Origin of the sequence: Corynebacterium sp. AOP40-9SA-29 (assembly GCF_052377405.1) — a bacterium.
Classification (GTDB): domain Bacteria; phylum Actinomycetota; class Actinomycetes; order Mycobacteriales; family Mycobacteriaceae; genus Corynebacterium.
The window spans coordinates 243,172-262,581 of the sequence record NZ_JBQSWR010000005.1 but is presented as its reverse complement, the minus strand read 5'-3'; the positions used below and the strand labels follow the sequence as shown (position 1 = coordinate 262,581).

The 19,410-nt window shown below is 67.0% G+C and carries 16 protein-coding genes; 7 read left to right on the top strand and 9 right to left on the bottom strand.

Features of this window, described 5'->3' with window-relative positions:
• Positions 1–423: 423 nt before the first annotated feature.
• Entirely contained in the window at positions 424–741 is a 318-nt protein-coding gene (locus ACT3SZ_RS10920) for an ArsR/SmtB family transcription factor (protein WP_444618572.1), read from the bottom strand.
• Positions 742–866: 125 nt separating this feature from the next.
• Between ACT3SZ_RS10920 and ACT3SZ_RS10915 the strand changes: the two genes are divergently transcribed.
• A complete protein-coding gene (locus ACT3SZ_RS10915; RefSeq protein WP_444618571.1) occupies positions 867–2,162 on the top strand; it encodes an MFS transporter in 1,296 nt (431 codons plus the stop codon).
• Here the strand turns inward: ACT3SZ_RS10915 and ACT3SZ_RS10910 are convergent.
• Entirely contained in the window at positions 2,123–3,880 is a 1,758-nt protein-coding gene (locus tag ACT3SZ_RS10910) for an ABC transporter ATP-binding protein (protein WP_444618570.1), read from the bottom strand. The two genes, ACT3SZ_RS10915 and ACT3SZ_RS10910, sit on opposite strands and share 40 nt — an antisense overlap.
• A complete protein-coding gene (locus ACT3SZ_RS10905; RefSeq protein ID WP_444618569.1) occupies positions 3,877–5,487 on the bottom strand; it encodes an ABC transporter transmembrane domain-containing protein in 1,611 nt (536 codons plus the stop codon). The genes ACT3SZ_RS10910 and ACT3SZ_RS10905 overlap by 4 nt, the downstream gene beginning before the upstream one ends.
• A 190-nt stretch (positions 5,488–5,677) precedes the next feature.
• Here ACT3SZ_RS10905 and ACT3SZ_RS10900 point away from each other — a divergent pair, with 190 nt between their 5' ends.
• Positions 5,678–6,688, top strand: a complete 1,011-nt coding sequence (locus ACT3SZ_RS10900) for an ABC transporter substrate-binding protein (protein WP_444618568.1) — start codon at positions 5,678–5,680, stop codon at positions 6,686–6,688.
• A gap of 46 nt (positions 6,689–6,734) precedes the next feature.
• Positions 6,735–7,820 carry an ABC transporter substrate-binding protein gene (locus ACT3SZ_RS10895; RefSeq protein WP_444618567.1) on the top strand — a complete coding sequence of 362 codons (1,086 nt, stop codon included), beginning with the start codon at positions 6,735–6,737 and terminating at the stop codon, positions 7,818–7,820.
• Between the two features lie 5 nt (positions 7,821–7,825).
• Here ACT3SZ_RS10895 and ACT3SZ_RS10890 read toward each other — a convergent pair whose 3' ends face one another.
• The 3 genes from ACT3SZ_RS10890 to ACT3SZ_RS10880 form a co-directional block, all read right to left on the bottom strand.
• A complete protein-coding gene (locus ACT3SZ_RS10890) occupies positions 7,826–8,383 on the bottom strand; it encodes a hypothetical protein (RefSeq protein ID WP_444618566.1) in 558 nt (185 codons plus the stop codon).
• Complete coding sequence (locus ACT3SZ_RS10885; protein WP_444618565.1) at positions 8,380–9,525, bottom strand: helix-turn-helix domain-containing protein; 1,146 nt, start codon at positions 9,523–9,525, stop codon at positions 8,380–8,382. Before ACT3SZ_RS10885 ends, ACT3SZ_RS10890 begins: the two co-directional genes overlap by 4 nt.
• 67 nt (positions 9,526–9,592) lie before the next feature.
• Complete coding sequence (locus ACT3SZ_RS10880; protein ID WP_444618564.1) at positions 9,593–10,582, bottom strand: ABC transporter substrate-binding protein; 990 nt, start codon at positions 10,580–10,582, stop codon at positions 9,593–9,595.
• 208 nt (positions 10,583–10,790) lie between these two features.
• On the opposite strand from ACT3SZ_RS10880, the gene ACT3SZ_RS10875 reads away from it, so the two are divergent.
• From ACT3SZ_RS10875 to ACT3SZ_RS10865, 3 genes are read left to right on the top strand one after another with little or no spacing between them, the layout of a single operon-like run.
• The gene (locus ACT3SZ_RS10875) at positions 10,791–11,684 is read left to right on the top strand and encodes a siderophore-interacting protein (protein ID WP_444618563.1); all 894 of its coding nucleotides are present in this window, start codon (positions 10,791–10,793) and stop codon (positions 11,682–11,684) included.
• Positions 11,681–12,508, top strand: coding sequence for a helix-turn-helix domain-containing protein (locus ACT3SZ_RS10870; RefSeq protein WP_444618562.1), 828 nt, complete (start codon positions 11,681–11,683; stop codon positions 12,506–12,508). The genes ACT3SZ_RS10875 and ACT3SZ_RS10870 overlap by 4 nt, the downstream gene beginning before the upstream one ends.
• 50 nt (positions 12,509–12,558) lie before the next feature.
• A complete protein-coding gene (locus ACT3SZ_RS10865) occupies positions 12,559–13,650 on the top strand; it encodes an ABC transporter substrate-binding protein (protein ID WP_444618561.1) in 1,092 nt (363 codons plus the stop codon).
• Between the two features lie 21 nt (positions 13,651–13,671).
• Here ACT3SZ_RS10865 and ACT3SZ_RS10860 read toward each other — a convergent pair whose 3' ends face one another.
• The 3 genes from ACT3SZ_RS10860 to ACT3SZ_RS10850 form a co-directional block, all read right to left on the bottom strand.
• On the bottom strand, positions 13,672–15,465 hold the full coding sequence (locus ACT3SZ_RS10860) for an acyl-CoA dehydrogenase (RefSeq protein ID WP_444618560.1): 1,794 nt from the start codon (positions 15,463–15,465) through the stop codon (positions 13,672–13,674).
• Between the two features lie 115 nt (positions 15,466–15,580).
• Complete coding sequence (locus ACT3SZ_RS10855; RefSeq protein ID WP_444618559.1) at positions 15,581–16,828, bottom strand: MFS transporter; 1,248 nt, start codon at positions 16,826–16,828, stop codon at positions 15,581–15,583.
• A 248-nt stretch (positions 16,829–17,076) separates the two neighbouring features.
• A complete protein-coding gene (locus tag ACT3SZ_RS10850) occupies positions 17,077–18,072 on the bottom strand; it encodes a quinone oxidoreductase family protein (protein WP_444618558.1) in 996 nt (331 codons plus the stop codon).
• 433 nt (positions 18,073–18,505) lie between these two features.
• Here ACT3SZ_RS10850 and ACT3SZ_RS10845 point away from each other — a divergent pair, with 433 nt between their 5' ends.
• Complete coding sequence (locus ACT3SZ_RS10845) at positions 18,506–19,402, top strand: helix-turn-helix transcriptional regulator (protein ID WP_444618557.1); 897 nt, start codon at positions 18,506–18,508, stop codon at positions 19,400–19,402.
• Positions 19,403–19,410: the final 8 nt, after the last annotated feature.

The following is a 19,410-nucleotide window of genomic DNA, read 5'->3' as shown; positions in this document are numbered from 1 at the left end:
AAACCAGCTGAGCACTTCGGAGACAATCTGGGCCAAGCCGTACGCCACACTGATCCATGCTGAGATCGTGGCTACGGCTTTTCCTGTGCCGCCTCCGGGCTTTTCGCCGTGGTCGTCGTCGCTGTCGCGAGCGTGCACCATTGCAATCACCTCCCCTCTACTACTCGGGTCGGTCCACACGTGTGCGTGGACCTCGCGCGCGAGCACCAGGGCCACGCAGCAGTGAGGAGGGCGGTCAAAGGACCGCGCCATTGATCAGTGTAGAGGGGCCCACGGACGTACCGGAGGGGGATGTTCTATCACCCCGCGTCGTTGTTGGTCTGGCTCCAGGGAACCAACAACAGCGCGGGGTACTGGGTAATGGGCACCGGGTGCCAGGCCAGCCGGACCAGCCGGCCCAGCAGGATCAACGGGGGAGGCGGCTCACTCCAAGGGCTCCTTAGCGACCATGTCGAGGAGGCCGGGGAAGCAGCGGTCGAGGTCGCTGCGGCGCAGGGTGACCCCGCTCCGGTTGCCGTGGTCGACCTGGTGGACGAGGCCTGCCTGGCGCAGGACCTTGAAATGGTGGCTGCGGGTCGACTTCGACAGGTCGAGGCCGAAGCTGGTGCATGATCGTTCGCTGCCGTCGGCGTCGTGCACGAGGTCGCGGATGACACGCCGACGGTGGGGGTCGGCGAGTGCGGAGAGCACGGGGCCGAGTTCGATCTCCGCCGGCTCGAGCGGTTCTGCGGGGGACGCCATGCTGTGTGGTCCTTTCCGTTGCGGATTCACGGTGGAGGTTCGAGTTGCATCGTACCTCATCGTCGTGCTGCACTAGGTTCGATCTATTGCGAACCTCCTACTATCGTCGAATATGAGGAATGTGTATGTCCCGTCCACGAGTCCTGCTCGCCCTGATCCTGCTGGCCCAGTTCGTCATCCCCCTCTCCATCTCCGGCACCGCCGTCGCCCTACCGAGCATCGCGGCTGACCTGGGCTCATCGCCCGGACTGCTGCAGTGGGTCGTCAATGGTTTCAACGTCTCCTTCGCCATCTGCACGGTCATCTGGGGTGCCTGCTCCGACCGCATCGGCCATTCCCGTTCCTTCCGGATCGGTATCCTGCTGGCCGTGGTGGGTAGCGCCCTGAGCGCTTTTGCGCCGTCCCTGGAACTTCTCGACGCAGGACGGATCGTCGCCGGCGTCGGCGCGGCGGCCGTCCTCACCGGTGCCGCGCCGCTGCTGACCCAGCTCTTCGAGGGGCAGGCACGCGCGCGTGCCTTCGCGCTGTTCGGGACGGTCAACGGGCTCGGTCTCGCGGCCGGACCGGCACTGTCCGGGATGGTGCTCGCCGCCGGTGGCTGGCGGGGGATCTTCGCCGTCCATGCTCTCGTCCTGGTTATCGCGCTCGTCGGATTCGCCGGACTCACCGGCTCATCGCGACTCCCCGCGTCTACTCCGGGGCAGATGAGTCTCAAGGGCCTGCTGGACTTCTCCGCGCTCACAACCCCGGGCTTCGCCGCGATGACCCTGGTCCCCGTCGCCGGGGCGGCAGGGTTCGTCACCTTCCTGACCTACCTCCCCGGTGCGCTGGGCGCAGTCCACGGCGCACATCCCGGTACCGCGGGTGCCCTGATGCTGGTGATGACGGTGCCGGTGCTGCTCGCCCCGATGCTGGTGCACCGGATCCTGAGGTCCGCTCGGATCACCCCGGTCCATGTGGTCGTCGGCTCCTTCGCCTGCCTGGTACTTGGCGGTGTCGGGGTGTCCGTCCTCCTGCGGCCCGATCTGCCGGTTCTGCTCGGCGTGGCACCCATGGTGCTGCTCGGCCTCGGGTTCGGTCTTCCGCTCGGATTCGTGGACGCTGAAGCCCTCGCCGCGGTTCCGCCCGAGCGTGTCGGGGCGGCGTCCGGCGTGCTCAACCTGTTCCGAATCGGGTCCGAGGCGGTCTTCGTGGCCGCCTTCGCCGCGATTCTCGCCGCCGTGGTCACCTCCTCGCTTCCCGGGGCGGCAGGTGAACTCACCGCCTCCGGGGCTCCCGGACACCCGTGGATCTACCACGATGGTCTGGTTGCCGCCGCCCTGGTGATGGTCGGTCTGGTCCTGGTACTGGGCCTGGCCTTTATCCTCCTCATTCGCGCGGCTCACTCCGTGGGCAACCACGCCTCCCAGAGTCGGGAGTAGCGCCCGCCGCGCCCCACGAGATCGGTGTGCGCCCCCGACTCGACGACCCGGCCGTCCTCCAGGACGACCACGAGGTCGGCCGTCTGCGCCTGGGAGAGGTGGTGGGCGACGATGATCGCCGTTCTACCAGCGGCGACGGTGTCCACTGCGGCGTCGAGGCATCCGGCACCCTCGCCGGTGCCCGCATGGGCGGTGGCCTCGTCGAGGACCACGACCGGGGGATCGGCGAGCAGGACGCGCGCCAACGCCAGCTGCTGGACGGTCGCCTCGTCGAGGGTGTCGGTGGAGGTGAGGGGGACATCGGCGTCCACCCCGACGGCGGTCAGGGCCTCGGTCAGTTCGGCGTCGGTGGCGGTGGGGGACGCCAGCCGCAGGTTGTCCGCCACGGTGCCGGTGAATTGGTGGACCTCCTGGGTGACCAGCACCGCCGCCGGCCTTCCGGACGCCGTCCGGGCATGCCGTGCGTCCGCCCCTCCAACGCTCACCTGGCCGCGGTCGGGGCGCAGCTCCCCGGAGATGAGGCGGGCGAGCGTGGATTTTCCCGATCCGGACGCACCGACCAGCACCACCCGCGCCCCGTTGGGGACGCTGAGGGTGATGCCGTCGAGCCCGGTCCCGCTGCGCTGGTCACCGCCGTCACCGCCGTCACCGCCGTAGCGGAAGTGGACGTCCGCGATCTGCACCGCGCCGTCCGCACCGTCCGTAGCATCCGCAGCGCCAGTACCATCCCCACTCACCCCGAGCACGCCGACGAGCCGGGCCAGGCCCACCTCCGCGCGCTGGAGGTCGTCGATGCTGGCCAGCAGCACGCTCACCGGGGCGAAGATGCGCTGGAAGAACAGCGCGCCGGCGGTGGCCGCGCCCACGCTCAGCATCCCGGCGTCGACCCGCCAGAAACCCACGCACAGCACCGCGGCCAGCCCGAGGAACTCGGCGACGTTCAACCCGCCGTTGAAGACGTTGCGCACCTTCGTCGCCGCCCGCCCGATCTCCACCGACGCGAGACTGCGCTCGGCCACCAGGCGTAACCGGTTCGCCCCCTGCCCGTGGGCGCGCACGGTGGACGCACCGTTCACCGTCTCGATGAGCGCCTGCCCGCGCTCGGCGTCCATCCGCTGCTGACGGATGTACAGCGGACGTGATCTGCGCAGGAACACCGCGCCGGAGAGCACCTGCACCGGCAGGGCGACGAGAGCGGCCAGGGCCAGCCACGGGTCCAGCACGGCGAAGCCCAGCGCCGTGATCACCAGGGTGAACAGGGCCTGGGTCGTGCGCGGCAGGACTTCGGTCACCGCGGTGGTGACGGACTCCACGTCCCCGGTCACGCGGGAGACCACGTCGGAGCTGCCGGCGCTCTCCACGGCCCCGGGGTCGAGGTGGACTGCGGCGTCCAGCACGTCCTCCCGCAGGGTGGCGAGCACATCCTGCAGCGTCCTGACCAGCAGGCGACCGCCCCACAGGATGAGCAGTGCGGCGACCACGCCGGACGCGACGATGCCGCCGACGGTGAGTGCGAGACGGTCCAGGCCGCGTCCGGCGATCACGTCGTCGACGAGGCGCCCCTGCAGGGCGGGCACGGCCAGCGCCGCGGCCGATCCGAGGGTGAGGCAGGCGACCACCAGCGCCAACGCACCCAGGCGGGGTCGCAGCAGGCCCGCCACGACCCGGCCAGTCTGCCGGACGCTGGCCTCGGGCAGCCGGTTCGCGGTGGCGTTCACAGCTCCACCACCTCGTCGCAGGCGTCCAGCATGAGGTGGTCGGACGTGATGACCAGCACCGCCAGCCCGGGCCTGTCGTGCACGAGCGCGGCGAGTCCGGCGGCGACGTCGCGGGCGGTCACCGGGTCCAGGGACATCGTCGGCTCGTCGAGGACGAGCACGTGCCCAGCAGCGTGTAAGGCGCGGGCCAGTATGGCGCGGCGCCGCTGGCCTCCGGAAAGCCGGTGGCCGCCCTCACCGATGGGAGCCTCGACGGAACCGAGGTGTGTGACGACGTCGTCCAGCGCGGTGGCGGCGGCGACCCCGGCGTCCACCGGCGCGTCGGAGAAGGTCACGTTCTCCCGCAGGGAGCCGGTGAACAGCGTCGAGTCGCGTGGTGGCACGGTGACCGCCCTGTGCCAGGCGTCCGGCCCGAGGTCCAGTGCGTCGACCCCGTCGAGGGTGAGTTCGCCGCGCGCCGGGACGGTGCGGAAGCCGAGCCGGTCGGCGATGCGTCCGGCGTCGGACGTCGCGGCGTGCACGCCGACGAGCCGTCCTGCGCGTGCCGTCACCGTCGGTGCTGCAGCCGCCTCCCAGGTCAGGACGCCAGCTTCGCCGCTGTGGCGCGGCGCTGGCTGCGCCCCGCCGGGTAGCTGGTAGTCCTCGGCGACGAAGGCGCGCAGCCGCGCCGCGGAGGCGCGCTTGTATGCCCAGTTCGCGCCGAAGGTGCCGATGTGTGACAGGGAGCCCTTGAGGTACTGGGCCAACCCGATCACGGTGACGAGTTCGCCCGGGGTGATCGTCCCGTCGAGCGCGAGCCAACCGGCGGCGAAAGTGAGCACCGCGAGGTAGACCAGCGAAACCACGTCGCTGACCGCCTCGTAGCCGCGCAGCGACAACGCCGAGGCCACCGCGGTATCGCGCGAATGTGCGCTGGCCACGCGGTACCGGCGGGCGACCTCGTCCTCGGCCCCAAGTCCGTGGATCGTGCGCAGCCCCGCCATCGCGTCCGCGGCGACGTCGCTGGCGGCGGCGACGGCCCGCTGCTCGGTGCGTCCGCGGGCGAACATCGGTCGCGAGAGTCGCTGCATCAGCACCAGCACGGCCACCGCCCCGGCCAGGACGCTGATGCCCAAGGGAGCGGAGACGGCCAGCAATGCCCCGGCCGCGGCGATGAGTCCGGCGACGGTGGCGAGCTGCTGCACGATGCTCCAGGAGACCCCGGCGACCTGGAAAGTGTCGTTCGTGGTGATCGACAGGACCTCGCCGGTGGGGCGTCGGGCGTGCCCACGCGGGTGCACGACGCGGCCGAGTGCGAGCTGGCGAAGGTCGTGCTCGCCGTGGCCGTAGACCCGCACCATGCCCAGCATCGCGCGCTGGTAGCTCAGCGACGTGAGCAGGAAAACCCCGGCCAGCGCCCCCAGCCACACGGCCAGCGCGCCGGGATCACCGGGCATGACCGCGCGGTCGATGATGATGCCGATGAGCACGGGCACCGCCGCGTCGCCGAGGTTGTGCACCACCAGCCCGAGGGTGCACGCCGCCAGGCGCCGCGCCCGGCCGTCGCCGGTCAGGGCGATGCGCAGGATGTGGCCGGTGGTGACGGTAGAGGGATCGGAGGTCCGCATGACAGTTCACGCTAGGGCCGTGACGCGCGGCAGGGCGGACGGGAGTCGTCGTGCAGCGGACAGGGGTGGTGCCTGTGTCCGTTGCGCTGCAGGAACTGTCCGCTGTGGCGACCGCGCACCCGCTAGCGTCTGGATGAATGTCCATGGATTTTTCTGGACGCCACGAGGAGAACCAGATGAGGAGCATCAGATGAGGACGACAACCGGGGCCACTCACGGGGCCACGAAACTGGGCCGGCGAGTGGGCCGGACCGTCGCAGCGGTGGCGGTGGCCACCGGGCTGGTGGCGGCGACCGCCGCCTGCGGCAGCGACGACGACGGGCAGGACGCTGACAGCGTCCGCACCGTGGACAGCGCCTACGGCGAGGTGGAGGTCCCGGAGACCCCGGAGCGCGTTGTCGCCGTCTCCTACGACACCCCGTGGCAGCTGAAGTCCCTCGGCGTCACGCCCGTCGGCACCCAGGACTACAGCGACTACACGCAGGGCTTCACCGAGGAGCAGCTGGACTTCGTGGAGGAGGCCGAACCGGTCGGCAAGTTCTTCGATCTGGACATCGAAGCGGTCGCCGCGGCGGAGCCGGACCTGATCGTCGGCGACGTCCTCGAGATCGACGATGACGTCTACGAGAAGCTCGCGGAGATCGCCCCGACGGTCATCGTGGAGGGTGAGGACCGAGGTGACTGGAAGGCCATCGTCGCCTCCATCGCCGAGGCCGTGGGCACCGAGGACGAGCTTGAGGAGACGAAGGCGGCCTATGAGGACCGCCTGGCGGAACTGCAGGACGACTACGCCGACGTGCTCGACGAGTACACCTTCGCCTCGATCGGCCCGATGGACGACCCGACGAACTTCTACATCAACTACCCCTCCGGCATCCTCGGCGCGATCTTCGCCGAGGTGGGTATGACCACGGCGTCGTCGGTGCCCACCGGCGAGTTCCCCAAGGGGTGGGAGGAGTACTCCACGGAGAACATCGGCTCCCTCCTCGGTGAGGCCGACGTGGTCATGGTGCCCCTCAGCTCCGACGGGACAGTGGACGAGGGCATGCAGGCTGTCATGGACAACCCGCTGTTCCAGCAGCTCAAGGCCGCGCAGGACGACCACGTTGTGCCCGTCGACGGGTCGGTCACCGACTACGCCTCCGCGGTCGACTTCCTCGACATCATCGAGGAGAAGGTCCTCGCCCCGCTGCAGGACTGACCTGTCGCTGTCCCCGCTTCGCCCCTATTCCGATGACTGGAGTCACATGAGCACCACAACTTTGCGTCCGGCGCGGTCTGCGCGCCGCCGTGCGGCCGTCGCCGTCCTGGCGCTCGTCGCCGTCCCCGCCCTGCTCGCCGGATGTTCCTCGGCGCAGGACGAAACGTCCGGCGCGTCCGGCTCAGGCGACGGCGAGGAACGCGTCTTCGCCGAGCCCGACGATGGCGCATTCCCCGTCACCCTCGAGCACGCGTACGGGGAGACGACTGTGGAGGAGCAGGCGCAGCGTGTCGTGGTGGTCGGCTGGGGCGGCGCGGATCTCGCGGTGGAGCTCGGCACCATCCCGGTTGCCCAGGGCATCGCCGGTGGCGAGGGCGACAGCGCCGAGTACCACCCGTGGTTCCGCGAGGCTGTCGAGGAGCTCGGTGGGCCGTTGCCAACGACCAATGCGTCGTTGGAGCGCGGCGAGGTCGACACGGAGTTCGTGGCGACCCAGGAACCCGATCTGATTCTCGCGGTGAACTCCGGCATCAGCGCTGAGGAGTATGACCGGCTCACCGACATCGCTCCCACGGTCGCTTTCCCGGACGAGGCCTGGGCCACGTCCGCGCAGGACCACCTGACGATGGTCGGCGAGGCGCTGGGCCGCTCCGAACGTGCCGAAGAGATCACCAGTGAGCTGGACGAGAAGATCGGCGAGGTCGCGGATTCCCATCCGGAGCTGTCCGGGGTGTCCTTCCTCTACGGCTTCCTGCCGGCGGATGGTCAGGTCGTGATCTTCTCCGAGGCGGACCCGCGGGTCGGGACGTTGGAGAAGCTCGGCCTCACCCCGTCACCGGACCTGGCCGCCCTGGCGGAGCAGGCGGACGGAGAGTCGAGCTTCAACGTTGCCGTCGAACGCCTGATCAGTACCGACGCTGATACCTACGTGAGCACCGTCAGCCGCGAGGAATGGGACGCTGCGGTGGATGCCGACCGGACGTTCGCCGCCTGGGGGCCGGTCGCAGACGGCGATGCCTCGGTGATCGAGGACCCGGACGTGGGCCTGGCGCTGGCGACCTCGACACCGCTGAGCCTCTCGTGGGCGGTCGAGGACATCGCCGACGTCCTGTCCGCTGCGGTGGGGGACTGAGCGGGTCACCGTTGGTGAAACAACAGCCCGTTATCTTCGGCCCAGCGTTGGAAGCCACCTTGGGCGAAAGGTAGTCGGTACTCCGTTTCGAGAAGATGGTCCGCGAGATCGCTTACCAGGGGGACTGTCAGCAGTCCCTCACGAATTGCCTGGCAGAGCAGGGCGAGTGTCGGCTGCACCGTGACTCCTGCATCACGACCGGCTTTCCTCCCCGCCCCGTCGTCGATGACCGCAACTGCACCGTGCACGTGTGCATACGCCAGGACGGCAGCTTCGCCGACATTCCGGGAACCGACGACCAGGCGTTCAGCGAAACGGCCGTAGGCCTTGAGCTCCTCCGGAGAAGTCATCGGGAGCACGACGATCCATCCCGCGTCTATGACGTGGCGAAGATGCGGGTTGGCATGGAGACCATTTCGGATCTCCGACGCCACCGCTTCGGGTATGACGATTCTGCGCCGTCCAGCGACTGATCGCAGAATGCTGAGCCACTGGGCCTCCGCCAGGTGGCTCAGCGGTCCTGTGTCCAGGACGAGTTCCCCCTCTAACCCCAGGGCGTTCATGAGACGAATTGCCAGATCTCTGACTCATTGCGTGGAAGGCGAGGTGGAAGATCGCCAGCATCCCATGTGTCGAAGAGGAGATCCAGAGCCCGGGCCTGCGTCAGCGTCTCCGACGAGTACAGGCGGAGCACTGCGGCTTCGTAGGGGCGCGGTAGTTCCTCCGGTGCGAGTTCGTCGGCAACGACCAGGTTGTGCTCGACGATGTCCGCGCGCCGAGTGTTCACGGACCGAATGAAGTCCGCAGACTTCTGGTCCACGAGGGAGAGGTCAAGCAGTCTGCGCGCCAGCGTGGACATGTCGACTCGGTAGATGCTCGCGGTGCGAACTGCTGCAGTCCTGATCACCTCTGCCGAACTGGCGCCCCATTGATCGCGCAGTGCTCGGAGGGGGGCGGCAGGAAGGAGCAGGGCACGGGCGAACCGGTCGACCGTACGTTCCCTGCTGGCGGAGGAACCGTCCACTCTCCAGTCGACCGAGTAGTCGTCGGCGACGAGGACGTGTCCCAGCTCGTGGGCCAGAGCCAGCCGTCGACGCCCGGTGCGGAGGGCTCCATTGACGAGAGCGACGGCACCTGAGGTCAGCAGGACGCTTCCCGCGTCGGCAGAGTCTTCGCCGAGGTCTATAGAGAAGCTCAGGACCCCGATCTCTGCGAGTCGGGAACTCAACTCAAGCACCGGTTCATCGCCTGTGACTCCGAGGGCATGTCGTGCCTGCGTAGCAAGGGCTTCGGCGTCGTCATGGGTGTCCGGGAACCGGTGTACTGGGAGGCCAGTCAAGCGGTCCTTCAGATCGGAGTCAGGGGCACAGCGGACAACGAACTCGACGGCGTGCACGATTCGCTCGATGGCCCTGTCAATGGCGGGGCTCGGCTCCCCGGGGTCGGCGTTGTTGCGGTGCGCGACAATCGTGGGGATCGGCTCGGTCAGGAGATTCTCTGCGCGTTCGCCGAGGGATTCAGAGATGCGTGCCAGCTCGAGGACGGAAGTCTGCTTCTGGCCCGTCTCGATATCTGCGATGGCCGTGGGCGTCAGGTCTGTCGACCGAGCCAGGTCCGTCCGGTCCAGACCTGAGCGCTGTCTCGCCAGCATGATGCGCCCGCCGAGGGTGGCAGGATCTATGGTTCCGGCATCATCAATGGTCACGGGGCTGATTATAAGGCAACCTGCATGGTGAGGGGAAGAGGATGCTCTGGGCAACCAGCGTCAGCTGTCAGTCGGTGAGCTGGGCCACGACGTAGTCGGCGAAGTCCGCCCCGACCTTCGAGTACCCCGCGCGGTGGTTGTAGAGAAGCTGCGGGGTCTTGCCATCGACCACGGCGGGCAGGTTCTTCCAGATCGTGTCATTGGCGACGGCGGAGTCGGGGTTCTGCACCAGGATCACGTCCGCCTCGGTGAGGATGTTCAGGTTCTCCTTGCTGTACATCCGCAATGTGCCGTCGGCTTCGCGTGATCCGCTGTCGGTCAGCACGGTGAAGCCAAGGTCGGTGAGCACCTCGGGGGCGAGGTTCTCGTCCTCGAGCACGAACTGGTCGTCCTGCAGAGCGACGATGGCTACGGTCTGTCCGGCGTATTCGCTGAGCTCCTCGGCACCGGCCTCGACCACGCTGTGGTAGTCCGCGATGCTCTGTTCGGCCTCCTCCCTCTTGCCGATCTGCTCGGCCTGGTCGAGCAGTGGTTCGAGCCAGGCGTCGTCATCGCCGAGGGAGGACGCGTCGGAGTCCCGGGCGAGGTCGCCGTCGAGTCCGATCACGGGGGCGATCTCTTCGAGGCGTTGCTGCTGCTCACTGTCGTAGGTGTCGAACCAGGCGGCCGTGGTGATGATCAGGTCGGGGTCCATGTCCGCCACGGCCTCGGCGTCCGGGTCGGTGGTGTTGAAGTCGTACCTGGTCACCGTGTCCGGCAGGTCGTCGTTGACCACGTTGTTCTGTGCGGACTCCGCGGTGATCTCGGGGGTCGCCACGAGGTTGAGCCCGGTGATCTCGACGAACTCGGGGCAGAGTCGGGTCTCGATGCAGACCACTCGCTGCGGGTCTGCTGGGATCTCCACCTGCTGGTCGGCGTAGTCGAAGGTGATGGTGTCGGCGCCGGAGTCGCCGCCCGTCGCGGAGTCCTCGTCCGATGAGCAGGCGGCGAGCGCGGTCAGGGATACGGCGCACAGGCCGGCGAGCAGCGGTGCGGTGAAACGTCCTCGTGATGTCATGGAGTCGACGCTATTCGTCGGTATCTGCGGGTATCGGACAGATTGTGTCTGCTTCACGACAGCCTTGCGCTAGAGGCTCCACCCGATCCCTGACTCCTGTGCGAGACGACCTGTCCGTTGCGCGAAGACAAGTACATGTAGGGTTGCCTTAGCGAAAATAAGTGCAGCGGTGCCCGCTTGGGTGGCGCGCGGACGGTAGGAGAAGTACGTGGATGCAGGTCAGGGAGGTCCCGAACCTCGGATTCACCGGGCCCAGGTGACGGCAGTGACGAGGGTTGGCAAGGCGATGGTGCGGGTCAGTCTTGGCGGACCGGACATGGCCGACTATCCGACCACGGACGTGGGCGACGAGTGGGTGCGGGTCTTTTTCCCGGACGCTCCGGCCGAGCCCGTCCGCCTGCCGCGTGTGGAGGGCACCGGCTGGGTCTACGCCGACGGGGTCGAGGCCTCGGAGATGCGCACCTACACCATCCGCGACTGGCGTCCCGGTGAGGTCGACGTCGACTTCGTCGTCCACGGCACCGGAGTAGCGACGACGTGGGCGACCACCGTCGAGGTCGGCGGCGAAGTCGGCCTGACTGAGCCCGTCGCCGTGTACCGGCGAGCGCAGGACGCCACCCATCAGGTCCTTCTCTGCGATGAGCCGGGCCTGCCGGCGGCACTACGGATCTGCGAGGACGCACCGGCGGGCATGACGTCCACCCTCGTCTGCGAGGTCCGGGACGCCGGGTACGAGGTCGCGCCGCGTCGCGGCGAGGTCGAATGCGTCTGGCTGCCCGGCGGCGGCAACGGGGTGGGCCCCTCGCTGCTGCCGGAGGCGCTGTCGGACCTGGACCTCCCGCAGGACGCCGCGGTGTGGGTGGGCACGGAGACCCGCGTTTCGCGGACGCTGCGTCGGCAGCTGCGCGAGGAGAAGGGCCTGGCCCGGACGGCGGCGACAACGATGGGCTACTGGGTCCACGACAAGGAGCAGTGGATCGCTGCCTACGATGCGCTGGGCGAGGAGTTCGCCGACAAGGTCCGAGACCTCTACGACAGCGACCGCGATCCGGACGAGGTCACCGACCTCGTCGACAGCCTCTACGAGACGAACGGGCTGTGACCGTGCTGCAGGGCGCGGTACTCGACGCGCCGGTATCCGTCCCACCAATGTCCGCCCAGCAGGACGAACTCATCCCCGGCGACTACCTGCTCACGATGCGGGAACTGCGCTACCCCAGCCCGCTCGAACCCGAGGTCTGCACGGACACCGTGCACCACCACCCCGACCACCACGTGGTCTTCTGGCCGATGCGCGGCAGTGCGTACGTGGACGTGGACGGGCACCGTCACCACATACCGCTCGGGCACGGGGTCTTCGTGCCCGCCGGCGTCGGGCACGCCGCCGACACCGGTGCGTCCAGCACGTTGACCGCGGTCTACGTGCGACCGGACGCGTGGGAGGGGCCGGCGGACCGCGTGCACGACGTCGCGGTGAACGCCGCGACGCGGGAGATGCTGGTGATGATGGCCTATAACGCGATGGGTCGCGACCGGCGGTTCCGGGCGCAGCGGCTGTGCCTGGACTTCATGTCCGAGCCGAGTCTGCCGGGCCTCGAACTGCCGCTGCCGGACAGTCGGCTGATCCAGCCGATCATGCGTCACGTCATGGAACGGCCGGACGACGACCGCTCCCTGGACGACTGGGCGTGGATCCTCAACACCAGCGGACGCACCATCGCCCGGGCCTTCCGTGCCGACACCGGCATGACCTTCAGCGAGTGGCGCACTGCCGCCCGCATGTCAGAGGCCGTGCGGCTGCTGTCGGACGGTGCGCCGGTCGGCGCGGTGTCCCGGAAGGTGGGCTACACCTCCGCCAGCGCCTTCAGCACGGCGATGAAACGCGTCACCGGACGCGGCCCGCAGTACTTCCGTGCCGTGCGGTGAGTACCTCTTCGAGACGACAACATGACAACAGAAAAATCAGGAGTGGGACTATGACAAAAACAGGTTCAGTGAAGGGCATGCGAGCGACGTGGCTGGGGATGCTGAGCGCGGTGGTGCTGGCGTCGGCGGCGGTACTGACCGCATGCGGGTCCGACGATGGGGACAGCTCGGGCGGAAGTGGCGGTGACAGCGGATCCGGCACCTTCCCGGTCACCATGGAACACGTCTACGGCGAGACCGAGATCCCGGAGAAGCCGGAGCGGATCGTCACCATCGGGTGGATCACCCACGACATCGTCGCCGCCCTGGGCACCGCCCCGGTGGGGGTCGACGAGACCTGGGGAGGCGACGACGAGGGGTTCAGCCCGTGGTTCCGCGACCAGGTCGAGAACGTCCTGGACGCCGACATGCCCGAACTCACCGACTCTGAGGACGGGAGCATCAACGTGGAGAAGATCGCGACCACCGAACCCGACCTCATCCTCGCGCCGCACTCCGGGATCACTGATGTCGACTACGGCCGCCTCACCGAAATCGCCCCGACCGTGGCCTACACCGAGAGCCCCTGGCAGTCCGGCAGCTGGCAGGAGCTGACCGAGACCGTGGCGACCGCGATGGGCGAGCAGGAGCGTGGTGCCGAACTCATTGAGGAGACCGAGACCGCGATGGCGGACGAGGCCGCGGAGTACCCGAACCTGCAGGACTCGTCCTTCGTCTACGGGTTGACCTTCGACGGTGGGTCCCAGGAGCTGGGCCTCTACGTGTCGGGTGACCCGCGGGTCGCCTTCCTGCGCGAATTCGGCCTGGTGGACAGTACGAACCTCGCCGATACGATGGACCTGGAGGACGAAGACTCCTTCTTCGGCACCGTGAGTCTGGAGAACGTCGGACGGGTCGACACCGACCTCTTCGTCGGCTGGTCGAGCAGTGCGCAGCAGACCAAGGACACGCTGGAGACCCCGGCGATCTCGCGGTGGCAACCGATCGAGGACGGTAACTACTACATCCTCGAGGACGAGACGCTGGCCTCGGCAACGAATGGTCCCAGCCCGCTGAGCATCCGCTGGGCGCTGGACGAAGGGTTCCTCGAGGACCTGTCCGAGGCGCTGGACGGCGGTGCCGTGGTGCGCCCGGCACGCTGAGACGGTCGGGTACTCACGGCGTCACAGATCAGCGCAGTCCAGGTCGGTGAGCAGGGAGTCCGGGCGCGCGAGCCGGTCGAGTACGGGGTCGACGAGGGGGAGCTCACGGGTGAAGAAGTACTCGGCCGCGGCCCTCTTGCCGGCCGCCAGCGGGGAGCCGGCCTCCTTCGCGGCGTGGGCCATGTCCAGCCAGATCCAGGCGACCACGATGTGCCCGGTGACCTCGAGATAGTCGGTCGCGTGGGCGAGTGCTGCTGAGGCATCCCCGTCCTCCCACAACGTCGCAGTGACCTCCACGAGGCGCGCGAGGCGGGCGGCGAGGGCGTCCGAAAACGCAGGGAAGGACGCCGCGGCGGCGTCCACCGTCGCGGTGATCGTCCCGGCGAGCAGGCGCAGGCCCGCGCCGTCCTGCATCACGACCTTGCGTCCGAGCAGGTCCTGGCCCTGAATGCCGTGCGTGCCCTCGTGGATGGGGTTGAGCCGGTTGTCGCGGTAGAACTGCTCCACGTTGTGGTCGCGGGTGTAGCCGGCACCGCCAAGGACCTGGATCGCCAGGTCGTTGGCGGCGGGCCCGTACTGGGAGGGGAAACTCTTCACCACCGGGGTGAGCACGTCGAGTAGCAGGTCGAGGCGTTGGCGTTGGTCGCCACTGGCGACGGTGGCGCGGTCCACCAGGTTCGCGGCGTAGAGGCACAGGGCCATGGACCCCTCTGCGTAGGCCTTCTGGGCCAGGAGCATGCGCCGGACGTCGGCGTGCTCGATGATCGGCACCTGCGGCCGGGCGGGATCCTTCGCACCGACGGGCCGGCCCTGCGGGCGGTTGCGCGCATAGTCCAGCGACTCCAGGTACCCGGTCATCGCCAGGGCGGCAGCACCAGTGCCCACACCGATCCGGGCCTCGTTCATCATGTGGAACATGTACTGCAGCCCGCGGTTCTCCTCGCCGACGAGGTAGCCGACCGCGCCGGCCGCCCCGCCCGGGGTGTGCGTGCCGTCGCCGAAGTTGAGCAGGGTGTTGGTGGTGCCGCGGTAGCCCATCTTGTGGTTGAGGCCGGCGAGGGTCACATCGTTGCGCGAGCCGTCCTTCAGGACCTTCGGCACGATGAACAGACTCAGCCCCTTCACTCCGGCTGCGCCGGTGCGGGCGAGGACGAGGTGGATGATGTTGTCGGTCATCGCATGGTCGCCGCCGGAGATCCACATCTTCGTGCCGGTGAGCCGCCATGTACCGCTGTTCTCGTCGGTGTTGTCGTCGCGCCGGGCGCGGGTCTTGACGTCGGCCAGTGAGGATCCGGCATGGGGCTCGGACAGGCACATGGTCCCGCTGAAGACTCCGGCGAGCTGGGGGTCGGCGTAGTCAGTGACCTGCTGTGGGGAGCCGTGGGCGATGATCAGGGCGGCATTGGCCATGGTGAGCATGGGGTAGGCGGCGGTCGCGATGTTGGCGGCCTGGACCCAGGCGAAGCAGGCGCGGGACACGGTGAGCGGCAGGTCGACCCCGCCGTGCTCCTCACCGAAGGACGCGGCGGCGAGGCCCGAGTCGGCGAAGGCCCGCAAGGCGGGCGCGATGGCCTCGTGGATGTGGACGCTGCCGCCGCTGCCGTCGCTGCTGGTGAACGACGGTTCGTCGAGGTCGGACGCCCGCATGTGCGGACGGAAGGACGTCACTGCCAGCTCGCGGGACGCGTCCAGCATGGCGTCGAAGGTGTCCCTGGAGTGCTCGGTGAAGGGCGCGTGGTCGGTGAGTTCCTCGACACGCAGCCAGTCGTGGAGCAGGAAAGACAGGTCGTCGCGGGACAGGATCTCGGCGGTCATGTTTCCACCCTAAAGTACCGGCGGGTATGTCGGTGCTGGTTCGGTGCATGATACGCGCGGCAGGACCGGGTGCGGGGTGTGGAACTCGGGACTATCGAGCGGCGAGCCCGTTTCTTTAGTGTGCCGGAAGTGGTTCCGTGGTCTGGCGGCGCCGGGAGACGAGTGCGAGGGTGATCGTCGGAATCAGAGCAAGGGCGATGATGATGGTGCCAACGAGTGCGGGGCCGGTCAGGCCCAGGGAGGTGCCGAGCGTCGTCCCGGCGATGGCGGTACCGATCGCCGTGCCCGTGTTGAACGAGGCGACTGCAAGGGCGGAGCCTAGAGTCCCGGCACGTCCTGCATAACTGACGGCGAGGTGGATGAGCACTCCGTTGGCGCTGAGCCCGAACATGCCGAGCAGTACCACGAGCACGATGGTGACGGGGGCGGAGCCGGTCAGTACCGTCATGGCGAGTAGTACCAGAGTCGTCGCAGCCGGAATGGCGATGGTGACGGTGTGCGGACGCTTGTCGCCGAGGCGACCACAGACCAGAGTCCCGATGAAGGAGCCGAGGCCGAAGCCGGTGAGCACCAGCGGGACCAGAGAAGACGACAGCCCCGCCTGGTCGGTGAGGATCGGAGCAACGAAAGAATAGGTGGCAAGCACGCCGCCGCATGTCGCTACGCAGGTGGCGAGCACCAGCCACAGTCGACCCGAGCGAAGATCCGAAAGCTCGGACAGGACCGAGGTCTTACCGCCCTGGGGTGAAGTTGGCGTGTCGCGGGGAACGAGTTGAGCGATGAACGCGACGGCGATTACTGCGGCAGCGCCCAGCGCCCAGAACGTGCCACGCCAGCCGATGTGCTGGGCGAGGAAGGCTCCCAGCGGCACGCCGAGAACCGTGGCCAACGAGCCGCCGGCTGCGACGACACCCACCGCGCGGGAGCCAAGCGACGGGCCTGCTTCACGTGAGGCGACGACGGCGGATACCGCCCAGAAGGCACCGGTAGCCAGGGCGGTGATGAAACGGGCAGTCATCAGCAATGTGAAGTTCGAGCCCAGGGCGACGACGACGTGACCGACGACGAAAACGCCCAGGGCGAGCAGCAGTGTCAGCTTCTTAGACATGCGCATCGTCAACAGGGTCATTACCGGCGCCCCGACGACCATGCCGACGGCGAAAATGGTGATCAGTGAGCCTGCTTGGCCGAGAGAGATGTCGAGGTCAGCTGCGATCTCGGGAAGAATGCCCGACACCACGAACTCGGTGGTCAGCATGAGGAATGTGCCCAGCGCCAGGACGTAAACGACCAGCGGAAGGCGGGTGGAGGGCGCAGCGCTGTCGGGCGATGCCCCGGAAGCCGAGGGGGCTTCATCGTGCATGGGAGAACCTCGTTACGAAATAGATCTGGTCCAAAGTATCGGTGACCAGTTCACCGGGACTTCCGGAAGTTAGGAAGGTCGGGTTTATCGGGGTGGAGATTCCACCCCCTCTGTTGCTGCCGCGGGGAGGTCTCGCGCCCACGTCCGCGATCCCAGCGTCCTGCGGCCTGCGATGGGCCAGTAATCGGATAACTTCTCGTGGTACAGGTGAATATCTTCGGTGCTGCAAAAGTATCCACAAAGAAAATCTAGTGGTGCGGCGAAAGAAGAATCTTCCCGATGGCGCGGCGGCTCTCGAGAATGCGATGTGCCTCAGGTGCTTCGGATAATGCGAGGGTCGTGTAGATTCGCGAATTCAGCCATCCCTGTTCAATGCCATCCATGACATCTTGAGCGCGAGAGAGTAACTCCTCGTGTGTCCCAATACCGTCGGCGACATCGCCCCCCGAGATCGAGCGGGAACCGCCGATCAGTGCACCCGGCTCTACCGGATCAGGCGGGCCACTGGCAGCTCCGAAAACGATGATATGCCCTTGTTTGGCCAGCGCCTGCAAATCCCCATTGAATGTAGCTTTGCCAACGCCGTCGAAGATAATGTCAGCGCCGTGCCCATCGGTCCGTTTCAGCACCTCGTCGGAGAAGTCCTGCTCGGAATAATTGATCGTCACGTCAGCTCCAACCTCGCGTGCCGCGTCGGCCTTCGCCTGCGACGAGACCGTCGCAATGACACGAGCTCCATAGTGCTTGGCAAACTGCACGAGCATCAATCCCACGCCCCCCGCTGCAGCATGGACAACAACGACATCGCCCTGGGCGGGCTTTCTGAACTCGTGAATCAGGTAGTGTGCCGTGATTCCCTGCATAGGAAACGCTGCAGCCTGTTCGAACGAGACATCATCGGGGAGCGGGATGAGGCTCGTCACGGGTACTACTGCAGCCTCCGCATATGAACCCCTCCAACGAGCGTAAGCGACTCGGTCGCCCGGCTTCACGAAAGTAACGTCAGGGCCGACGGCGTCCACAACTCCCGATGCTTCCATGCCCGGGGCGAAAGGTGTTTTTACAGGGTCGAAGCCGCGGCGTTGGTAAATGTCGGTGAAATTGACCCCGATCATTTCGTGTCGCACTAGCACCTCGCCCGAGTTGAGGGTAGGTAAGGGGAGGTCTCGGTTCTCTAGTACTTCAGGGTCGCCCGTGCGACCCACGACAATTCCACGTGCCATCCGGTTGTCGTTGTCTGGCATTGTTTTTACTCCCTAGATATTCTATGACAACTGTTAAGTATGTCCTGGGTTGTGTGGAGGGCGGATGCTTAGATTTGTACACCGGCTGGCCGACCCTGGGGAGGTCGAGTTTAGAGGGGGGTACATTCAACCCCCTTAACACCTCGAAATCTGGCGAGCATCGAGCTCGCGATTCACCTGTGCCAACGACTCCTACGTCGGGAAGTTTGTCTCGGCACCGCGGTCGATCGCATGAGTGTGTCGGCGAGCGCGAAACGCACTGGGGTTGGCCGCGGTCAACCGCGGGAGCGGATCAACGCACTGTGAATCGCGAAGAGCTAGCTAACCAGGGCTGGCTGTAGGTTCGTGCGTGCTCGTTCAGAACGAAGCGTCGGCGGTACGGGGTAGAAGCTCAACCCCCTTTTTGTGCAGTAGGCGGTAGTACCGTAGAAGCATGGACAATCGCGCCGACATTAGAGACTTCCTGGCTACCCGTCGCGCCAGGTTAACGCCGGACATGGTGGGTCTGCCTACCAGCGCACGCCGGCGGGTGCCTGGTCTGCGCAGGGAGGAGGTGGCCGTCCTCGCCGGCGTCAGCACCGAGTGGTACACGAGGTTGGAGAAAGGACACATCGCGGAAGTTTCCGATGACGTTCTCCATGCAGTTGCGGATGCTCTGCGCCTCGATGATGACGAGCGGGCCTATTTGCTCGACCTTGCTCGCTCGGCGAAGCCCTCCAGGCGAAAGACGACCCGCCGCCGTGACGTTCCCCTGGCACCGCGGGTGCAGTGGATGCTCGACTCAGTCACTTTGTCTGCGGCATATGTCCGCAATGGTCGGCTTGATGTGATCGGTGCCAATGCACTTGGCCGCGCCGTCCACGCCCCGTTGTTCGATAGTCATACAGCGAAGAACGGGGTTCCCAACTTTGGTCGTTATTTCTTCCTTGATGAATCGTCGCACGATTTCTTCGTGGATTGGGAAGCCGGGGCTGCAGCGACTGTCGCTCTGCTGCGAGCTGAAGCTGGGCGTGAGCCTTATGACAAGAATCTACGTTCGCTCATCGGTGAGTTATCGACCCTCAGCGAGCAGTTTCGCGAGTTCTGGGCAGCGCACGATATTCGTACTGTTCATGATGGAACGAAGCGACTGCAGCATCCGGAGGTGGGCGAATTGGAATTGGCGTATCAGTCTGTTGATCTTCCGATTGGTCGCCGCGCCTGGCACGATCTTTCGTTCTATACGGCGGAGCCTGGAAGTCGGAGCGAAGATCTGCTGAGGCTCTTGGCCAGCTGGAATGCGACGGAAAATAAAGTGGAACATCGAATCGATCCGCACTTCAAAAATTAGCGCGTCCG